Annotated in this window: 14 protein-coding genes, 1 pseudogene and 1 riboswitch; of the genes and pseudogenes, 14 read left to right on the top strand and 1 reads right to left on the bottom strand. The window is 68.3% G+C overall.

The genetic code is table 11. The features are described from left to right. The 13 genes and pseudogenes from AWB92_RS05865 to AWB92_RS05925 all read left to right on the top strand — a co-directional run. Positions 1 to 153: pseudogene (locus tag AWB92_RS05865) on the top strand (type VII secretion protein EsxI); the annotation flags it as partial. 90 nt (positions 154 to 243) lie between these two features. Next, complete coding sequence (locus AWB92_RS05870; RefSeq protein WP_067012971.1) at positions 244 to 1146, top strand: ESX secretion-associated protein EspG; 903 nt, start codon at positions 244 to 246, stop codon at positions 1144 to 1146. Between the two features lie 269 nt (positions 1147 to 1415). Further along, positions 1416 to 2933, top strand: a complete 1518-nt coding sequence (eccD, locus tag AWB92_RS05875; protein WP_085184477.1) for a type VII secretion integral membrane protein EccD — start codon at positions 1416 to 1418, stop codon at positions 2931 to 2933. Further along, on the top strand, positions 2911 to 4779 hold the full coding sequence (locus AWB92_RS05880; protein ID WP_085184478.1) for a S8 family serine peptidase: 1869 nt from the start codon (positions 2911 to 2913) through the stop codon (positions 4777 to 4779). The genes eccD and AWB92_RS05880 overlap by 23 nt, the downstream gene beginning before the upstream one ends. Before the next feature lie 19 nt (positions 4780 to 4798). After that, positions 4799 to 6004: a type VII secretion protein EccE gene (gene eccE / locus AWB92_RS05885; protein ID WP_085184479.1), complete on the top strand. Its 1206-nt coding sequence runs from the start codon at positions 4799 to 4801 to the stop codon at positions 6002 to 6004. After that, positions 6001 to 7833, top strand: coding sequence for a type VII secretion AAA-ATPase EccA (gene eccA, locus AWB92_RS05890; RefSeq protein ID WP_085184480.1), 1833 nt, complete (start codon positions 6001 to 6003; stop codon positions 7831 to 7833). The genes eccE and eccA overlap by 4 nt, the downstream gene beginning before the upstream one ends. 617 nt (positions 7834 to 8450) lie before the next feature. Next, positions 8451 to 9719 carry a PPE family protein gene (locus tag AWB92_RS05895; RefSeq protein ID WP_085184481.1) on the top strand — a complete coding sequence of 423 codons (1269 nt, stop codon included), beginning with the start codon at positions 8451 to 8453 and terminating at the stop codon, positions 9717 to 9719. Positions 9720 to 9790: 71 nt separating this feature from the next. Beyond that, positions 9791 to 9962: riboswitch (M-box (ykoK) riboswitch) on the top strand. Between the two features lie 392 nt (positions 9963 to 10354). Then, positions 10355 to 11560, top strand: coding sequence for a PPE family protein (locus tag AWB92_RS05905; RefSeq protein ID WP_085184482.1), 1206 nt, complete (start codon positions 10355 to 10357; stop codon positions 11558 to 11560). 189 nt (positions 11561 to 11749) lie between these two features. Then, on the top strand, positions 11750 to 11887 hold the full coding sequence (locus AWB92_RS29765; protein ID WP_158090356.1) for a hypothetical protein: 138 nt from the start codon (positions 11750 to 11752) through the stop codon (positions 11885 to 11887). Positions 11888 to 12519: 632 nt separating this feature from the next. Further along, positions 12520 to 13833, top strand: a complete 1314-nt coding sequence (locus tag AWB92_RS05910) for a PPE family protein (RefSeq protein ID WP_085184483.1) — start codon at positions 12520 to 12522, stop codon at positions 13831 to 13833. Positions 13834 to 13867: 34 nt separating this feature from the next. Then, on the top strand, positions 13868 to 15283 hold the full coding sequence (locus AWB92_RS05915) for a PPE family protein (protein ID WP_085184484.1): 1416 nt from the start codon (positions 13868 to 13870) through the stop codon (positions 15281 to 15283). Positions 15284 to 15310: 27 nt separating this feature from the next. Next, on the top strand, positions 15311 to 15637 hold the full coding sequence (locus AWB92_RS05920; protein ID WP_068136146.1) for a DUF732 domain-containing protein: 327 nt from the start codon (positions 15311 to 15313) through the stop codon (positions 15635 to 15637). Positions 15638 to 15760: 123 nt separating this feature from the next. Continuing rightward, the gene (locus AWB92_RS05925; protein ID WP_085184485.1) at positions 15761 to 16468 is read left to right on the top strand and encodes an MgtC/SapB family protein; all 708 of its coding nucleotides are present in this window, start codon (positions 15761 to 15763) and stop codon (positions 16466 to 16468) included. 15 nt (positions 16469 to 16483) lie between these two features. On the opposite strand, the gene AWB92_RS05930 is transcribed toward AWB92_RS05925, so the two are convergent. Next, positions 16484 to 17683, bottom strand: a complete 1200-nt coding sequence (locus AWB92_RS05930) for an FAD-dependent oxidoreductase (RefSeq protein WP_085184486.1) — start codon at positions 17681 to 17683, stop codon at positions 16484 to 16486. A gap of 63 nt (positions 17684 to 17746) precedes the next feature. Between AWB92_RS05930 and AWB92_RS05935 the strand changes: the two genes are divergently transcribed. Then, complete coding sequence (locus tag AWB92_RS05935; protein ID WP_085184487.1) at positions 17747 to 18679, top strand: sterol desaturase family protein; 933 nt, start codon at positions 17747 to 17749, stop codon at positions 18677 to 18679. Positions 18680 to 18743: the final 64 nt, after the last annotated feature.

The following is an 18743-nucleotide window of genomic DNA, read 5'->3' on the forward strand; positions in this document are numbered from 1 at the left end:
GCCGGTTCGGTGGCGTGCCAGGAGTTCATCACCCAGTTGGGTCGTAACTTCCAGGTGATCTACGAGCAGGCCAACGCTCACGGCCAGAAGGTGCAGACGGCGGGCAGCAACATGTCCAGCACGGACAGCGCCGTCGGCTCCAGCTGGGCCTAGCTCGCAACTTCAGGCGCGGCAGCACACCAGGTTTCGGTGTGCTGCCGCGTCCTGCGGTTTCCGTAACTTCGACCACTTCTGAGGCTATTGATGGACCAACAGAGCACCCGCACCGACATCACCGTCAACGTCGACGGTTTCTGGATGCTTCAGGCGCTGCTCGACATTCGCCACGTCGCGCCGGAATTGCGCTGCCGCCCGTTCGTGTCCACCGACTCGAGCGACTGGCTCAACGAACACCCCGGAATGGCGGTGATGCGTGAGCAGGGCATCGTGGTCGGCGACGAGGTGCACGAACAAGTCGCGGCTCGAATGCGGGTCCTCGCCGCGCCCGACCTCGAGGTGGTGGCCCTGCTGTCGCGGGGGAAACTGCTCTACGGAGTCGTCGACGACGAGAACCAGCCCCCCGGCTCGCGCGACATCCCCGACAACGAGTTCCGCGTGGTGCTCGCCCGCCGCGGCCAGCACTGGGTGTCGGCCGTCCGGGTGGGCAGTGACATCACCGTCGACGACGTCGCCGTCGCCGATAGCGCCTCGATCGCGTCGTTGGTGATCGACGGGTTGGAGTCGATCCACCACGCGGAGCCCGCCGCGATCAACGCGGTCAACGTGCCGCTGGAGGAGATGCTCGAGGCGACCAAGTCCTGGCAGGAATCCGGCTTCAACGTCTTTTCCGGGGGAGACCTGCGGCGGATGGGCATCAGCGCCGCGACCGTGGCCGCCCTGGGCCAAGCGCTGTCGGACCCCGCAGCCGAGGTCGCCGTCTACGCGCGCCAATACCGGGACGACGCCAAGGGCCCCAGCGCCTCGGTCCTGTCGCTGAAGGACGGTTCGGGCGGCCGCATCGCGCTGTATCAGCAAGCGCGTACGGCGGGTTCGGGGGAGGCCTGGTTGGCGATCTGCCCGGCCACCCCGCAACTGGTGCAGGTGGGCATCAAGACCGTGCTGGACACGCTGCCCTACGGCGAGTGGAAAACCCACAGCAGGGTGTGACATGGCCGCGAAACACAAACTTTACCAACGCTTTTGCCGACAACATGCGGTCGGGATGCGAAGACGGCATACTTCTCTAGAATCATCACAGCAAATCTTCAAAGCAGTGTCACCACAACTCCTTAGCGCAAGGCGAGGCAGATGAAATCCGAAATGGTCAGGCTGTACCTCTCAGGGGGCCTTAGCGCCTCGGCTAGTGAGGCGTCCGGGGCGTTCGAGCGCCTGGCGACACGGGGTTACACATTCACAATGGCAGGGGGTGCAGGGCGATGACCGCAGTCGGCGTAGCTGATGCCCTACAGGCAGACATCGAGGGAATTGCACAGCCTCGGGCGGTAGTCGTCGGCGTCATGGCCGGCGAGGGTGTCCAGATCGGCGTCCTGCTGGACGCGAACGCCCCGGTCTCGGTGATGACCGACCCGCTGTTGAAGGTTGTCAACAGCCGGCTGCGGGAACTCGGCGAGACCCCGCTGGAGGCCACCGGCCGCGGCAGGTGGTCGCTGTGCCTCGTCGATGGCACGCCGTTGCGGGCCACGCAGTCGCTGACCGAGCAAGACATCTACGACGGCGACCGGCTGTGGATCCGGTTCCTGCCGGACACCGAGCACCGGTCGCAAGTCATCGAGCACATCTCCACTGCCGTCTCGGCAAACCTGAGCAAGCGGTTCGCCGCGATCGACCCGGTCGTCGCGGTCCAGGTGGGCGCCTCGATGGTCGCGATCGGCGTGACCGTGGCGTCGGGTCTGCTCGGCTGGTGGCGTTGGCACCACAACTCGTGGCTGCCCACGGTGTACTCGGCCATCATCGCCGCGATCGCGTTGACGGTGGCCATCATGCTCGCGATGCGGGCGAAGACCGATTCGGACCGCCTGGTCGCCGACATCATGCTGCTGAGCGGCCTCGCGCCGCTCACGGTGGCCGCGGCCTCGGCCCCGCCCGGCGGCGTCGGTTCGCCGCAAGCGGTGTTGGGCTTCGGTGTGCTGGCGGTTGGCGCGTCGCTCAACCTGCGCTTCACCGGTCGCCGGCTGGCCATCTACACCGCGATCGTGACCATCAGCGCCGTGGCGGCGATCGCCAGCCTCGCGCGCATGGTCGCGAACACCAGCGCGGTGACCAACTTCAGCTGTGTGGTGCTGGTCTGCGTACTGGGCTACCAGTCCGCGCCCGCGCTGTCCCGCCGGTTGGCCGGCATCCGGCTGCCCGTCTTCCCGTCGGCCACCAGCCGGTGGGTGTTCGAGGCGCGACCGGACCTGCCGACCACCGTAACGCGTGCCGACGGTGGCGCCCCGGTCCTGGAGGGGCCGGCGTCCGTTCGGGACGTGGTGCTGCAGGCCGAGCGCGCCCGCTCGTTCCTCTCGGGCCTGCTGTTGGGGCTCGGCGTGCTGATGATCGTGTCGCTGACCGCGCTGTCGGACCCGCACACCTTCCAGCGCTGGCTGCCGCTGATCCTGGCGGGCTTCACCGCCGGCTTCCTGATGCTCCGCGGCCGCTCGTACGTGGACCGGTGGCAGGCGATCACCCTGGCCGCGACGTCGGTGCTCATCGTCACCGCGATCGTGGTGCGCTACGCGCTGGGGTTGCAGTCTCCGCTGGCGGTGTCGATCAGCGTGGCGATCCTGGTCCTGCTGCCGGCCGCGGGAATGACGGCCGCGGCGGTGGTGCCCAACACCATCTACAGCCCGCTGTTCCGCAAGTTCGTGGAATACATCGAGTACCTGTGCCTGATGCCGATCTTCCCGTTGGCATTGTGGCTGATGAATGTCTATGCCGCGATCCGTTATCGCTAGCAGCAAGGTGTGGCGCGGTCGCGCATCCCGCGCGACCGTCGCCGCACTCCTGCTGACTTCAGGTGCACTAGCCGGTCTGCCACCCGCCTACGCGATCTCACCGCCGACGGTCGATCCCGGGGCGGTGCCGCCCGACGGTCCGCCCGGGCCGCCGGCGCCGATGAAGCAGAACTCCTACTGCACCGAGGTCGGCGTCCTGCCCGGAACCGACTTCCGGCTGCAGCCCAAGTACATGGACATGCTGAACCTGCAGGAGGCCTGGCAGTTCGGCCGCGGCGCTGGTCAGAAGGTCGCCGTGATCGACACCGGTGTGACCCCGCACCCGCGGTTTCCGCACCTGATCCCGGGCGGCGACTACATCATGTCGGGCGACGGGCTGTCGGACTGCGACGCGCACGGCACCATCGTTGCGTCGATGATCGGTGCGGCCCCGGCCAGCGGTGCGGCGACGCCGCCGGCGGCACCGCGCAAGCCGGTCACGATTCCCACCACGGAGCCGCCCCCGAAAGCGCCACCGCCACAGACGGTGACCTTGTCGCCGTTGCCTCAGACCGTGACGATGGTCCCCGCGCCGCCCCCGTCGGAATCACCTCCGCCGGGGCCGTTCGGGGCGCCGCCGCCGGCCGCACCGGCGGGTCCACCCGCACCGGCGGGTCCGGCCGGTCCGGGCGTGCCGCCCGGGGGACCCCAGGCCGGGCCCGGTCAGGCGCCGTCGGCGAACCACGGCGGCGGGACGGTCACGATACCCAGCTATTCCGGTGGCGGGCGCGTGGTGGGTGTCGACCACCCGGTCAACCCGCTCCCACTCGACCCGCCCAAGCCGCCGCCCCCACCGCCGGCGCCCCCGGCACCGGCGTCGGCGCCTGACGCGTACAGCGGGATCGCCCCGGACGTCGACATCATCGCGATCCGCCAGTCCAGCCAGGCCTTCGGCCTCAAGGACGCATACACCGGCGACGAGGACCCGCAGACGCGGGCGAAGATCGACGACGTCGAGACCATGGCGCGGGCGATCGTGCACGCCGCCAACCTGGGCGCCACGGTCATCAACATCTCCGACGTGACCTGCATGAGCTCGCGCAACATCATCGATCAGCGCTCCTTGGGCGCCGCCGTGCGCTACGCGGCGGTCGACAAGAACGTCGTCATCGTGGCGGCGGCCGGCGACACCAGCAAGAAGGACTGCAAGCAGAACCCGGCCTTCGACCCCATGCAGCCCAAGGATCCCCGCGACTGGAGCGGGGTGGGCACCGTGGTGACGCCGTCCTGGTTCAGCGACTACGTCCTGACGGTGGGCGCGGTAGACAACGACGGCCGACCGCTCACCCAGGGCGGTCAGGGCCAGGGGACGACGAGCGTCGCGGGACCGTGGGTGGGAATCGCCGCACCCGGGACCGACGTCATCGGCCTCTCGCCGCGCGACGACGGCTTGATCAACGCGATCGACGGTCCGGACAACTCGCTGCTGGTTCCGGCCGGCACCAGCTTCTCGACCGCGATCGTTTCCGGGGTGGCCGCCTTGGTCCGCGCCAAATATCCGCAGCTATCGGCGTATCAGGTCATCAACCGGTTGGAGCGCACCGCCCGGGCGCCGGCGCGCGGGGTGGACAACCAGGTCGGCTACGGTGTCATCGATCCGGTGGCTGCGTTGACCTGGGATGTACCGGAAGGTCCGGCAAAGCCGCCACAGCAGCTGTCGGCACCGCTGAACATTCCTAAGGCGGCCCCGCACCGGGATATGGTGCCAGTATGGGTGGCAGCCGGAGGGTTGACCGCCGCATTACTGATCGGCGGCGCCGTGTTCGGTATAGCAGTGTTCATGAAGCGGACACGGAAGCAGCAATGAGGTCGGAGCAGCAATAGGTATGAAGGCGCAGCGAAGTTTCGGATTGTCTTTGTCGTGGCCGCGGGTCACCGCGGTGTTTGTCGTCGACATCTTGATCCTGTTGGTGGCCAGCCACTGCCCGGCCTCCTGGCAGGGCGAGCACCACATCGCGTTCTGGGTCGGAGTTGGCCTGGCGGTGGTGGTCACGCTGCTGTCCCTGGTCACTCACCACGGCCTCACGGTCACCTCGGGCCTGGCCACCTGGCTGTGGGACTGGTCCGCCGACCCGGGCACCGCGCTCACGGCGGGCTGCACGCCGGCGATCGACCACCAGCGCCGGTTCGGCCGCGACAAGGTCGGCGTACGCCAGTACGACGGCCATCTGGTGAGCGTGATTTCGGTGGACGGCGGGGAGGACGACGCGTCCGGCCGTCATCGGCACCGGAACACGGCGGCCATCCTGCCGGTGCACGCGGTCGCCGAGGGCCTGCGCCAGTTCGACATCCACCTCGACGGCATCGACATCGTCACGATGAAGGTGCGCCGCGGCGGCCCCGAATCCAGGGCGGCCGAGAAGTCCAAGCTGGACGACTGGGGACCCGAGGAGTGGGGCGTGGTCAGCGACCAGCCCACCTCCTACGTGCGCCGCACCTGGCTGGTGCTGCGGATGAACCCGCAGCGCAATGTCGCCGCCGTGGCCGCCCGCGACTCGCTCGCGTCGACCCTGGTGGCGGCCACCGAGCGGCTTGCCCAAGACCTCGACGGGCAAAACTGCGTGGCCCGGCCGTTGACCGCCGATGAGCTCGCCGAGGTCGACAGCGCGGTGCTGGCCGACCTCGAACCGACGTGGAGTCGCCCCGGCTGGCGGCACCTCAAGCACTTCAACGGGTTCGCCGCGAGCTTCTGGTTGACGCCGTCGGACATCACCACCGTGGCACTGGAAGACCTGCTGCTGCCCGACGTCGGCGCCGCCGTCGTCACGATCCGTCTGAACACCAGCGCCGGCCGCCCGCAGCTGTCGGCCTGGGTGCGCTACCACAGCGAGCGCCGCCTGCCCAGGAGCGTGTGGTCGGGACTCAACCGGCTCACCGGCCGCCAATTGGCGGCGGTACGCGCCAGCCTGCCCGCCCCGGCGGCCCGCCCACTCTTAATCGTCCCCAGCCGTCCGTTGCTCGACGACGACGATCTGGTGCTGTCGGTCGGTCAGGAGCGGGAGAGCGCAGCGAGCGTGTCTGCGGCGCAATGACGCGCTCGCAATCCACCGCCGAAGACGCCCGCAATGCAATGGTCGCCGGGCTTTTGGCGTCCGGTATTTCGGTCAACGGGCTACAGCCCAGCCACAACCCGCAGGTGGCTGCGCAGATGTTCAACACGGCCACCACGCTCGACCCGGGCATGTGCGACGCCTGGCTGGCGCGGATGCTGGCCGGCGAGCAGAGCCTCGAGGTGCTCGCCGGCGCGTGGGCGGCGGTCCGGACGTTCGGTTGGGAGACGCGCCGCCTCGGCGTGACCGACCTACAGTTCCGGCCTGAGGTCTCCGACGGGCTGTTTCTGCGACTGGCCGTTACCAGCGTGGAGTCGCTGGCGTGCGCATACGCGGCCGTGCTCGCCGAGGCGAAACGCTACGAGGAAGCCGCGAAGCTGCTCGACGGCGTCGAGCCCCGCCATCCGTTTGACGAGGAAGTCGTCGACTACGTGCGGGGTGTGCTGTACTTCCGCACCGGGCGCTGGCCCGACGTGCTCGTCCAATTTCCCGAAGGCAAGACCTGGCGGCACCCCGAGCTGAAGGCCGCGGGTGCCGCGATGGCGACCACCGCGCTGGCCTCGTTAGGCGTGTTCGAGGAGGCGTTCCGGCGCGGCCAGGACGCCGTCGAGGGCGACCGGGTGCCGGGGGCGGCCAACATCGCGCTGTACACCCAGGGCATGTGCCTGCGGCACGTCGGCCGCGAGGAGGAGGCCGTCGAGCTGTTGCGCCGGGTGTACTCCCGCGACCCGAAGTTCGCCCCGGCCCGAGAAGCGTTGGACAACCCGAATTATCGGCTGGTGCTGACCGATCCGGAGACGATCGAGGCCCGCACCGACCCATGGGATCCGGACAGCGCGCCGACGCGGGCGCAGACGGAGGCCCTCCGCCACGCGCAGGAGGCCGCCAAGTATCTGGCCGAGGGGGACGCCGAGCTCAACGCGATGCTGGGCATGGAACGCGCGAAGCGGGAAATCAAACTCATCAAGTCGACCACCAAGGTCAACTTGGCCCGGGAGAAGATGGGTCTCCCGGTTCCGGTGACCTCGCGCCACACCCTGCTCCTGGGGCCCCCCGGAACCGGCAAGACGTCGGTCGCGCGGGCCTTCACCAAGCAGCTCTGCGGGCTCACCGTGTTGCGCAAGCCGCTGGTGGTGGAGACGAGCCGCACCAAGTTGCTGGGGCGGTACATGGCCGACGCCGAGAAGAACACCGAGGAGATGCTCGAGGGAGCGTTGGGCGGCGCCGTCTTCTTCGACGAGATGCACACGCTGCACGAGAGCGGGTACCACCAGGGCGACCCCTACGGCAACGCGATCATCAACACGCTGCTGCTGTACATGGAGAACCATCGCGACGAGCTGGTGGTGTTCGGCGCGGGTTACGCCAAGGCGATGGACAAGATGCTCGAGGTGAATCAGGGTCTGCGGCGGCGCTTTTCGACCGTGATCGAGTTCTTCAGCTACACCCCGGACGAGCTCGTTGCGCTGACCAAGCTGATGGGCCGGGAGAACGAGGACGTCATCACCGACGAGGCCGCCGACGCGCTGTTGCCGTCGTACACCAAGTTCTACCTCGACGAGAGTTACTCCGAAGACGGCGATCTGATTCGGGGCATCGATACGCTCGGCAACGCCGGCTTCGTGCGCAACGTGGTGGAAAAGGCGCGCGACCACCGGAGTTTCCGGCTCGATGACGAAGACCTCGATGCCGTCCTGTCGAGCGATCTCAGTGAGTTCAGCGAGGCCCAGCTGCTCCGGTTCAAGGAGTTGACCGCCGAGGATCTCCTCGAGGGCATTCGCACGGCCGTGGCCGAGAAGAAGCCGTCCTAAACCGCTCAGCAGTTCCGACTGGCAAACGGCCGCAATTGCTTTCGGTGGCCTACGCGCCGATTTCGATTCCCGCTGCGGTCCGGGACCACCGTCGGGTTCTATGAGCTTTCTATTAATTTTCAGTGGATGAGCGGTTCGCATTGCCGGGCGTCGGCACCGGTGCCACCATGATCCTCAATGCTCATCGCCGAGCACAGTTTCCCCGCGGAAATGGGTCTTAAGAAGGGGATTTAGGTCTATCGTCGCAAGACGCCTAGAAATCAGGCGGCTTTTGCCCCACGCATGGTCTCGCCGGGGGTCTCGTCCCGATTCGGGCAACCATGGCGCACTTCCGTGAGCGCCCTGGCCACGACGGGAGGTGGGCGTACCGGCCGAATTGACCGTTAACGCATGAGAACAACGACCGTTTCTTTCCGATCCGGTCGTGGCGCGCTGGCCGCCGTTTGAATCGGCAACACCCGACATAGCTCGGCGCCCGCCTGCCCGTAGCCGGGTCGGACTATCCGCTTTTCAAAGGAGAAGTCCGATGTATTTCTTTGTAACACAACGGAAATCACTGCGCAACGCGACCATGCTGGCCGCCGAAACCGTGACGGCCGGTTAAGGGGGTGGCGGCAATGGATTTCGGAGCACTGCCACCAGAAGTCAACTCCGCCCGGATGTATGCCGGACCGGGCTCGGCGCCGATGATGGCCGCCGCGACAGCCTGGGCCGCGCTCGGTGCGGAGCTCGGTTCGACGGCGGCCTCGTACGACTCGGTCATCACCGGGCTGACGAGCGAGGCGTGGATGGGGCCGGCCTCCGCGTCGATGGGCGCCGCCGCGGAGCCGTATGTCCAGTGGATGACCAGCACCGGGGCACTCGCCCAGCAGGCGTCCGCCCAGGCGGCGGCCGCGGCGGCCGCCTACGAAGCGGCGTTCGCGATGACGGTGCCGCCGGCGGAGGTGGCGGCTAACCGGGCCCTGCTCGCGGCGCTGGTTGCGACCAACTTCCTCGGGCAGAACACCCCGGCGATCGCGGCCACCGAGGCCCAGTACGGCGAGATGTGGGCCCAGGATGCGGCGGCGATGTACGGCTATGCGGGTAGCTCGGCGGCGGCCTCCACGCTGACGCCGTTCGACCCACCGGTCCAGACCACCAATCCGGCCGGGCAGGCCGCCCAGGCCTCGGCGGTCACCCAAGCCACCGGCACCGCGGCGGACACCGGCTCTCAGACGATGGACCAGCTCCTGTCCGCGATACCGACTGCGCTGCAAGGAATCTCGTCACCGGTCTCGGCCGCAGCGAACCCCGCGGCCAGCATCCCCGGGGCGGGATTTCTCGACGCCATCCTGAATTTCCTGGACGGGGCGGACGGCAACGCGATCGGCACCTTCTTGAACTCTTCGTTCGTCAACGGGTTCGTCTCGGCCGGGTACGTGAGCCCCGCCATCATCGAACCGGCAGTTACGGCCGGGATGTCGGACATCAACGCGGTGGCGGTCTCCGCGACACCCGGGGCCACCGCGCTGCCACCGATGGGCGCCGGCGCCGGGAATCCGGGATGGTTGCCGCTGTTGACGCCCGGGGCCGCCCCGGCAGGTGTAGCGGGCGACTTGAGCGGAGCGGTTTCGGCCGGCACCAACCAGGCGAATCTGGTCGGGCGTCTGTCGGTGCCGCAGGCCTGGACGGCGGCCGCCCAGGTGGAGAACCACGCGGGGGCGACGTTCGCCGGGGGTGGCTGGACCAACGCCGTCGGCCCGGGCGCCGGTGCGGTGCAGGCCGGCCCGGGGCCGATTCCCGGTATGCCGGGCATGCCCGCCGCCACGGCCGGAGGTGGCTACGGCCACGGCCCGCGATACGGCTTCCGCGTGACGGTGATGCCGCGTCCCCCGGCCGCCGGGTGACAACGGGCTTGTTGCGAGCGTGTGGCAGTTGGTTTGACTGATCTACCGTCCGGGTGCCACGATGGCCTGTGCAAGCACCTCGCTAGGTGAGGCGTCTGCACGGATACAGGCCACTGACCTCGAACGTCGAAAGACGCCCAGGGTCAGGACAGCTCCTCCCGGATTAAGGGTTGAGCCCAAGTGGCTTCCGGCTCAGATCGGATACGCCGTGTGGTGCCAAAGCTCTGTCGAGAGGGGTGCGGTCTCCGGGAGTTTCAGCCCGGGCCCTTCTCCCCGGTGTGCGAGATAACGGCATCCCCGTGTGCCCAGGCTGTGAGGAGGTGAGAGCGAAATGAGTCTCGACGATAGTCCGTATTCCAAATCGACCATTTCGGTTCGATCCGGCCCCGGCCCCTTTCTGACCGTCTGAACGGCTAACCCCGCCAGACCTCATACAGGCGCGTCCGCCTAGCGGACCGCGTCTCTCGAATTGCGCTGAAACCAGCCACAATTGCCGGCCGGCACGGGTCACCCTACTTTCCGCGAGGAGTAGTCCGATGTCGCTTGTCTTCGCACGTCCGGCGGACTTCGCCGTAGCCACAACACAATTCAGCACCCACGCCACCCGCGCGGCCCATTAGGGGAAGGGGCCAACGATGACCGCTGCACTCGATTTCTCACTGCTCCCACCGGAAGTGAACTCCGGCCGGATGTACTCCGGGGCGGGCTCGGGCCCGATGCTGGCCGCCGCGTCGGCCTGGCATGGGCTCGCCGCCGAATTGCGCTCCACCGCAATGTCTTACGGCGCGGTGCTGACCGCGCTGACCGGTGAAGAATGGCACGGCCCGGCATCGGTGGCGATGGCCGCCGCCGCCGCTCCATACGCGGCCTGGCTGGGCACGACGGCCGAGCAGGCCGAGCAGACCGCCGCACAGGCCGAGGGCGCCGCGGCGGCCTACGAGGCCGCCTTCGCCGAGACGGTGCCGCCGCCCGTCATCGCGGCCAACCGCGCCCAGCTGATGGCGCTGATCGCCACCAACATCCTCGGTCAGAACACCCCGGCGATTGCGGCGACGGAGGCCCAGTACGCCGAAATGTGGGCCCAAGACGCGGCCGCGATGTACGGCTACGCCGCCTCGTCGGCGGTCGCCGCCCAGCTGAGCCAGTTCAGCGAGCCGCTACAGACGACCAGCCCCGGTGGGCCTGAAGCGCAGTCGGCCGCGGTGGCCCAGGCCATTTCCACTCCGGCCGGGGCTCAACAGGGCACGCTGGCACAGCTGATGTCCGCGCTGCCCTCCGCGCTGCAGGGGTTGGCGTCGCCGGCATCGTCGCAGACGCCTGCGTCGGAGATCGTGGGACTGTTGACGGGATCCGGGTCGGGATCCGCCACGCTGGACGGCCTTTGGGCACAGTGGGGACCCAACGCCAACATCTGGAACACCGCCTTCTCGTCCGGGTTCTACATGCCCAGCAACACGCTTGCCCCATTCCTGGGCCTGCTGGGCCAGGGGGCCGCCGCGGGCGACGCGGCCGACGCGGCGGGCCAAGCGGTCGGCGACGCGATCGGTGCGGCGGCGGCGGGTCCTGCCGTCGAGGGCGTCGGCAATGCCGTCGCGGCCGGAATCGGCCACGCGCCGATGATCGGTGCGCTGTCGGTGCCGCCGAGCTGGACCGCGCCCGCGCCGCTGGCCGGCCCCCTGGCCTCGTCGCTCGGCGGAACGCCCATGGTGGCGCCCCCGGCCATGGCGGCCGGCATGCCCGGAATGCCGATCGGGGCCACGGGTGCGCAACCCTACGGGCGCGCCGTGCCGCAATACGGCTTCCGTCCTACCTTCGTCGCGCGACCCCCGGCGGCCGGCTAGGGCTCAGCTCACAAGGGTTACTCGCGCGGATTGAGCTTTCCGCAACCTCGCGATCATGCCTCGTGGGCCTTGTCCGGGGCGATGAACAGCGCAAACGGCCGCATCCCGCTCACAGCAAACTTCCAGCAGCAAATCAGCGTTCCGCCAGCGGCAAATGCGTACGCTAGGTGAAATTCAGGGGAGCACCAGATGACGAAAAACTATCCACTCGGCGAAGGAACCGCCGAGGATGCCAGGGCCAAGGCGAGCGCGCGCGAGCAAAGGATGCGGACGGCCCAGAGCAACCTGGCGAACGTCGACGGCGCTGTCGGCCCGACCTGGGATTAATTGAATTTCACAAGAATCACGGTGGGCGCTCGAGCCAACCCCCGCGACAAGCGCTGGCGAACTCGAGAACTATTGGCATTAAGACAATTCATAGTTGTCGAATATGTTAATTGCTTAACTGTGTGGAATAGCGGCGGATGCGGGCGCCTAATTATTTGGAGCCCCGTTAGCAACGATTAACGGCCGGCAGTCGACGGTCGGCTAGTTTATTCTGCCAAAAACACCGCAAACCTCAGTCCCATTTCTGGCCGGTTGCTGGGAATCGGCTACTGATCACCTGGACAACGCCTTTTGCGGCGACATGTGTTAGCTGACCAGCAGCATTCTCACAGGCATATTCGAGCGGTGACACTTATCGTTTACTTTACTATTACATCCCTGGAACGCACCACGAATACGTTCCGATCACGATGATCGCTACATTAGGCAGCGCCGCCTGAACGCCGAGCGGATCGCCGCCGCTGACACATTTTGATTAGGAGCGTGGAACCCTGTCGTCCTCATACACGTCCAATCAATGCGTGAATTCAGCAGCGGATTCCATGGATTCCATTAGAGCTGCCGCGCGGTTGCGGACGGGCCGGAAAGCCGCGCCTACCATGGCGGCCACTCAAGGGGAGCGGAGTAAATAGATGTTGGATTTCGGGGCGCTACCACCGGAGATCAACTCGGGGCGGATGTATGTCGGCGCGGGGTCGGGGCCCATGCTGGCGGCCTCGGCGGCCTGGGACGAGTTGGCGACGGAACTGCAGTCGACGGCCGCCTCGTACGGCGCGACGATCGAGAGCCTCGCCACCGGGCCGTGGACGGGGCCTTCCTCGATCGCCATGGCGGCCGCGGCGGCTCCCTACGTGGCGTGGATGAGCGCGACCGGCGCGCGGGCAGAGGAGGCTGCCAGCCAGGCCAAGATCGCCGCCGGCGCCTACGAAACCGCCTTCGCGGCCACGGTGCCGCCACCGGTGATCGCCGCCAATCGTGCCCTGCTGATGGCGCTGATCGCCACCAACTTCCTGGGTCAGAACACCCCGGCAATTGCGGCCACCGAAGCCCAATACGCCGAAATGTGGGCCCAGGACGCCGCCGCCATGTACGCCTACGCCGCCTCGTCGGCGACGGCGTCTCAGCTCACCCCGTTTATCGAGCCGCCGCAGACCACCAACGCCGCGGCCGCGCCCGCGCAGGCGGCGGCCGTGTCCCAGGCCAGCGGCGCGAGCGGCTTGAACATCGGCACGCAGCTGTCCCAACTGATCAACTCCCTTCCAACCGCGCTGCAAAGCCTCGGCAGCGGCCTTTTGAATTCGCCGACGACCGGATCGACCAACCTGCTGTCGGGGCTCGCCCTGCCGCAGTTGGTCAATCTGCCGCCGACGTCGTCGTGGCCGGCCGGCCTGGGCACCGACCTGGCGAACTGGAACACCATCTGGTCGGCCCTCACCGGGCCCTATTCCCTGCAGGGATGGACAGCCATACCGGGCGGACCGTTCCTGTCGTTCGGGCAGGCCTACGCCTGGGGTCAGAACGGGCAGGGGGCCGCCGCCTACCTGGCCGGCCCGAAAGCCATCAGCGGGGCATTGGCGCCGCTCACGCAAGGTGCCAGCGCGGTGAAGCCGATGCTCAGCTCCGCCGTCGGCGCCCAGGGCGCCATGGGCAAGGCGGCCCTGGTCAGCGGCTTGTCGGTGCCGCAGGGCTGGACCGAGGCCGCGCCCGCCATCAAAACGCTTGCCCAGGTGCTACCCGCCAATGTCGCGGCCGCGCCGGCCGCGCTTGCGGGTGAGGAGGGCGTCTTCAGTCAGATGGCCCTGTCCAGCCTGGCCGGACGCGCAATCGGGGCCGCCGCCTTCCAATCCGCCGGCAGCGGCGGTGCCGCCGCCGCCTCGTTGGGCGGTGTCGTCGCGGCCGACCCGGCGGCGGCCACCATCATCGTCATCCCCGCGCTGGAGGACTGACGGCCATGACCGAAACCAGGCAAGGGGAATAGACATGTTCTACGCAGCATTTCCGCCCGAGTTCAACTCGGGAAGGATGTACGCCGGCCCCGGCTCGGGCTCGCTGCGCGAGGCCGCCGCCGCCTGGGAGGGCCTGGCCAGCGAATTGCAGTCCACCGTGTCCTCCTATACGTCGGTGATCGACGGCCTGACCAGCGGCGCCTGGGTGGGCCCGTCATCGGTCAGCATGGCCGCCGCGGTCACGCCCTATCTGGCCTGGATGCAGGGCACCGCCGCGCAGGCCGCCGAAGCCGCCGCCCAGGCCACCGCGGCGGCCAGCGCCTACGAGACGGCGTTCGCCGCCCACGTGCCCCCGGCGGAGATCGCGGCCAACCGCACTCAACTGGCCCAGCTGGTGGCGACCAACGTCTTCGGCCAGAACACCCCGGCGATCGCGGCGACCGAGATCCAGTACGCCGAGATGTGGGTCCAAGACGCCGTGGCCATGGACACCTACGCCAGCTCCTCGGCGGCCGCATCCGACGTCACGCCGTTCACCGAGGCGCCGCAGATCACCAACGCCGGCGGGCTGGCCGGCCAGGCGGCGGCGCTGACCCAGGCCGCCGGCACCTCGGCCGGCAACGCTTCGTCGATCGTCTCGTCCCTGTCGTCGTCGCTGACGACCGCGGGTGGTCCACTCTCCTGGCTGCTACAGACCGGCGCCAACCTGAGCACCTCCTACACCACGACCGTCAATGGCCTGCTGAACGGCCTGTTCGGGCCGACCGGGGCCACGACGATCATGGCGCTGTACAACGCGGTGAAAGTCCCGCTGGGCTTCACCACGCAGTTCAACGACATCGGGCTGCTGATCAACTTTCCGGTCTCGCAGTGGCTCAAGTTCGCCCCTCCGGCTGCGTACGCCGCGCTGCCCAAGGACGCGCTGGGCGCCGGGCTGGGAGCGTTGGGCTTCGGCCGGGGCACGCTCTACAACGCCGTCTCGGCGGGCATGGGGAACGCCGGCACGCTGGTCGGTCACTTGTCGGTCCCGCCGAGCTGGGCCACGTCCACTCCGGCCATCAGGACGGTGGCCGCCGCGCTGTCGGCCGCCGGACCCGACGCGGTGCCGGCCGCCGCGCTCGGCGAGGGCGGACTGCTCAGTGCGATGTCGGTGGCCGGGATGCTGGGCAGCGCGTTCGGCGCGGGGGCGCCCAGCGCGCTGAGCGGCACCGGCGTGCGCGGCCGGATCAAACCGCTCAAGGACCTCAAAGACGCCCACTCGCCGGAAAACCTCAAGCGGCTGGTCGCGCAGATATCCGAAAAACCCGAAAGCGTGCAGCACCACAACGTCGATCAAGACGGCCTCGACGCGCTGCTCGAACAGCTGGCCAAGAAGCCCGGCATTCACGCCGTGCATCTCAGGAAGGGCGACCGGCCCCAGGTCGTACCGTCCGATGCGCAGTCGGGTTAAGGCGCAACCGAATTGGGAGAGTGACGAATGAAAAGACTGCTAACGCTCGCCGGCGCCGCGACCATGATGATCGGCCTCGCCGTGCCCGCGCACGCCGACCCGCCGCCGCCACCGCAAGGCGACGACGCGGGCTTCCTCGCCGCGCTGCACCAGGTCGGCATCAGCTATTCCAGCCCGGATGCCGCCGTCGCGTCCGGCAAAGCGGTGTGCACGTGCCTGAACAACGGCGAATCGGGCCTCGAGCTGGTCCACGATGTCAAGACCCACAACCCCGGCATGGACATGGAGAACGCATCCAACTTCGCGATGATCGCCGCGAAATTCTATTGCCCGCACCAGCTTTCCAAGGCCTAGCACCAAGTTGCCCGCTGGTGTCCGCGGCGTGACCACGAGGCGACCCGATCGGGTGCGATCCACCTGCCGTTCACCTAAGCGTGCTTAGCTGCCGCCGACCGCTGGGGGAAGGAGGTGGGGTGCATGCAGACGTTGAGCGTCGCCGAATTCGCCCTCCGACTCGGCGTCGGCGTGGGCTGTGGCGCCTTGATCGGGCTAGAGCGCCAGTGGCGGGCCCGCATGGCCGGGTTGCGCACCAACGCGCTGGTCGCCGGCGGAGCGACCCTGTTCGTGCTCTATGCCGTCGTCACCGAGGACAGCAGCCCCACCCGCGTCGCGTCCTACGTGGTGTCGGGGATCGGGTTCCTCGGCGGAGGCGTGATCCTGCGCGACGGGTTCAACGTCCGCGGCCTCAACACCGCCGCGACGCTGTGGTGCTCGGCGGCGGTGGGCGTGCTGGCCGCTTCGGGTCACCTGGTGTTCGCCGCGATCGCCACCGCGACCGTCGTCGCCATCCACCTGTTCGGGCGCCCGCTCGGGAGGCTGATCGACCGCGACGACGTCGTCGAAGAAGACGAGGGCGTGCAGCCCTACCTCGTCCAAGTCGTCTGCCGCCCGAAATCGGAGAAGTACGCCCGCTCCGAGATCGTGCAGCACGCCAGTGGCAACGACATCACGCTGCGCGGCATCCATACCGGGCATGCCGCCGACGACGAAATCACCCTGACCGCGCACCTGCTGATGGACGGCCACACACCGGCCAAGCTCGAGCGGCTGGTCGCCGAGCTCTCGCTGCAGCCGGGGGTCCGGGCGGTGCAGTGGTACGCGGGGGAGAAGGCGCAGGCGGACTGAGCCGACCGGGAGCGGTCAAGGGCGTGCCTGCAGCTCCGGCGCGGCGGCGGCCAACAGTTCGGCGCGGCTACGGGTCAGCGGGGGATAGATGCGCCGGCTGTTGATGGTCTGCTTGGTCGCCTTGGCCCGGGGCCCGGTCGACGCCACCGCCCGATCCCATCCCTCGGTGTAGACCGCTCCGGCGGGTCCGAGGTCGAGAACCGTGACATACCAAGGGATTCGAAGGGCAAGCATCGGCTCATCGAACAGCTCGCTGATGACGTTGTAGCCGGCATAGCGGCCCATCGGGCGCCCGTGTTGGCAGGACATCACCGACAGGTGCTCGTCGTCCATGCGGGCGGCGGCCACGTCGCCGGCGGCGAAAACTCCGGGCACGTCGGCGATCCGGAGGTAGTCGTCGACCCGTACCCGGCCGAACCGATCGAGGGGCACCCCGAGTTGCTCGGTCAGCGAACTCGCCCGCATGCCCGCGCACCACACCACGGTGGCAGCCGGCAGCCGCTCACCCGAGGCCAGCGTCACCTCCCGCTCGGTCACCTCGACGACGCCTGCGCCCGTTCTGATCTCGATGCCGTTGTCCGACAGGGCCCGTTCGATCACCGGACGCGCCGACGCCCCCATGTCGGAGCCCACCGCCTGATTGCGATCGACCAGAACCACCCGGGGGACAACGCCTCGCCGAGAGAACAAGGCGCGCAGCCGCATTGGCATCTCGCTGGCCGCCTCGATGCCGGTGAGTCCGGCACCGACCACGACGACGGTGGCCGCCGCCGGCGTCGGCGGCTCGTCGGCAAGCTCGCGCAGGTGCCGCTGCAGCGCAAGGGCGCCGTCGTAGGTGTCGACGTCGAAACCGAACTCCCGCAGCCCCGGGATGTCCGGCTTCACCACGTGACTGCCCGACGCCAGCACCAGTCGGTCGTAGCCGTACCTGGCGCCGGTCGACGTGGTGATCGTGCGGGCGCCGGTGTCGATGGCGGTCACCTCGGCGGCGGCGTGGGCGACGCCGACCGGGTCGAGCAGGTCGGCGAGCGGGATCCGGCAGGGCGTCAGGTCCGCTTCGTAGTTGCGCACCCGGATGTCGTGGAACGGCTTGGCGCTCACCACGGTGATGTCGACGGCGCCGGCCGGCACGGCCAGCTCGTCCAGCCGCCGCGCGGCGCCGAGCGCCGCCCACAGCCCGGCGAACCCCGACCCGATCACCACGACAGCGGTCAAGTGCTCAACACCTCATTGGTACGGGCCGTTACCGGCGTTGGCCGATGGTCGTAATCTATCCCTGTGCATGCTGTCACCGGGTTCTGGTTCTCGCTGCCCCCGCAGCTGCGGGATCCGGTGCTGTTCGCCATCCCGTTCTTCCTGCTGCTGTTGACGATCGAATGGACCGCGGGCCGCAAGCTGCAACACACCGAGGCAGAAGCGCGGCCAGGATCCGGCGCCTACCTCACCCGCGATTCCTGGGCGAGCATCTCGATGGGCCTGGTCTCGATCGCCACCAGCGCCGGCTGGAAGGCGCTGGCGCTTTTGGGTTACACCGCGATCTATGCGTATCTGGCGCCGTGGCACCTGTCGCCGGCCAAGTGGTACACGTGGATCGTCGCGCTCGTCGGCGTCGACCTGCTGTACTACGGCTACCACCGGATGGCGCACCGGGTCCGGCTGGTCTGGGCGACGCACCAGGCCCACCACTCCAGCCAGTACTACAACCTCGCCACGGCGGTGCGCCAGAAGTGGAACAACAGCGGCGAGGTCTTGATGTGGGTTCCGTTGCCGCTCTTGGGACTTCCGCCCTGGATGGTGTACTTCAGCTGGTCGCTGAATCTGATCTACCAGTTCTGGATCCACACCGAGCGCATCGACAAGCTGCCGCGCCCGTTCGAATTCGTCTTCAACACCCCGTCGCACCATCGGGTGCACCACGGGATGGACCAGCTCTATCTGGACAAGAACTACGGCGGCATCCTCATCCTCTGGGACCGGATGTTCGGCAGCTTCCAGCCCGAGCTGTTCCGCCCCCATTACGGGCTCACCAAGCAGGTCGACACCTTCAACATCTGGAAGCTGCAAACCCGCGAATACGTCGCCATCGCCCGCGACTGGCGATCGGCAAAGCGCCTGCGGGATCGGCTGGGTTACGTCTTCGGCCCGCCGGGGTGGGCGCCGCGCGCGGCGGGGCTGGCCGCCGACGCCGTGCCGCTGGTCACGCCGGGGTAACGCCGGCGCTCTCAAGTGCGAAAAGATGAGCGAGGGGTGAGATCAAGCCGTAACGTCACCCTTC

Source organism: Mycobacterium sp. IEC1808 (assembly GCF_002101935.1).
Classification (GTDB): domain Bacteria; phylum Actinomycetota; class Actinomycetes; order Mycobacteriales; family Mycobacteriaceae; genus Mycobacterium.

Excerpts from the sequence above, each read along its gene's own strand:
- AWB92_RS05895 (WP_085184481.1), top strand. The coding sequence starts at position 8,451 with ATGGATTTCGGAGCACTGCCACCAGAAGTCAACTCCGCCCGGATGTAT.
- AWB92_RS05910 (WP_085184483.1), top strand. The coding sequence starts at position 12,520 with ATGTTGGATTTCGGGGCGCTACCACCGGAGATCAACTCGGGGCGGATG.
- AWB92_RS05920 (WP_068136146.1), top strand. The coding sequence starts at position 15,311 with ATGAAAAGACTGCTAACGCTCGCCGGCGCCGCGACCATGATGATCGGC.
- AWB92_RS29765 (WP_158090356.1), top strand. The coding sequence starts at position 11,750 with ATGACGAAAAACTATCCACTCGGCGAAGGAACCGCCGAGGATGCCAGG.
- eccE (WP_085184479.1), top strand. The coding sequence starts at position 4,799 with ATGAAGGCGCAGCGAAGTTTCGGATTGTCTTTGTCGTGGCCGCGGGTC.
- AWB92_RS05905 (WP_085184482.1), top strand. The coding sequence starts at position 10,355 with ATGACCGCTGCACTCGATTTCTCACTGCTCCCACCGGAAGTGAACTCC.
- AWB92_RS05880 (WP_085184478.1), top strand. The coding sequence starts at position 2,911 with ATGCCGCGATCCGTTATCGCTAGCAGCAAGGTGTGGCGCGGTCGCGCA.
- AWB92_RS05870 (WP_067012971.1), top strand. The coding sequence starts at position 244 with ATGGACCAACAGAGCACCCGCACCGACATCACCGTCAACGTCGACGGT.
- AWB92_RS05915 (WP_085184484.1), top strand. The coding sequence starts at position 13,868 with ATGTTCTACGCAGCATTTCCGCCCGAGTTCAACTCGGGAAGGATGTAC.
- AWB92_RS05925 (WP_085184485.1), top strand. The coding sequence starts at position 15,761 with ATGCAGACGTTGAGCGTCGCCGAATTCGCCCTCCGACTCGGCGTCGGC.
- eccA (WP_085184480.1), top strand. The coding sequence starts at position 6,001 with ATGACGCGCTCGCAATCCACCGCCGAAGACGCCCGCAATGCAATGGTC.
- eccD (WP_085184477.1), top strand. The coding sequence starts at position 1,416 with ATGACCGCAGTCGGCGTAGCTGATGCCCTACAGGCAGACATCGAGGGA.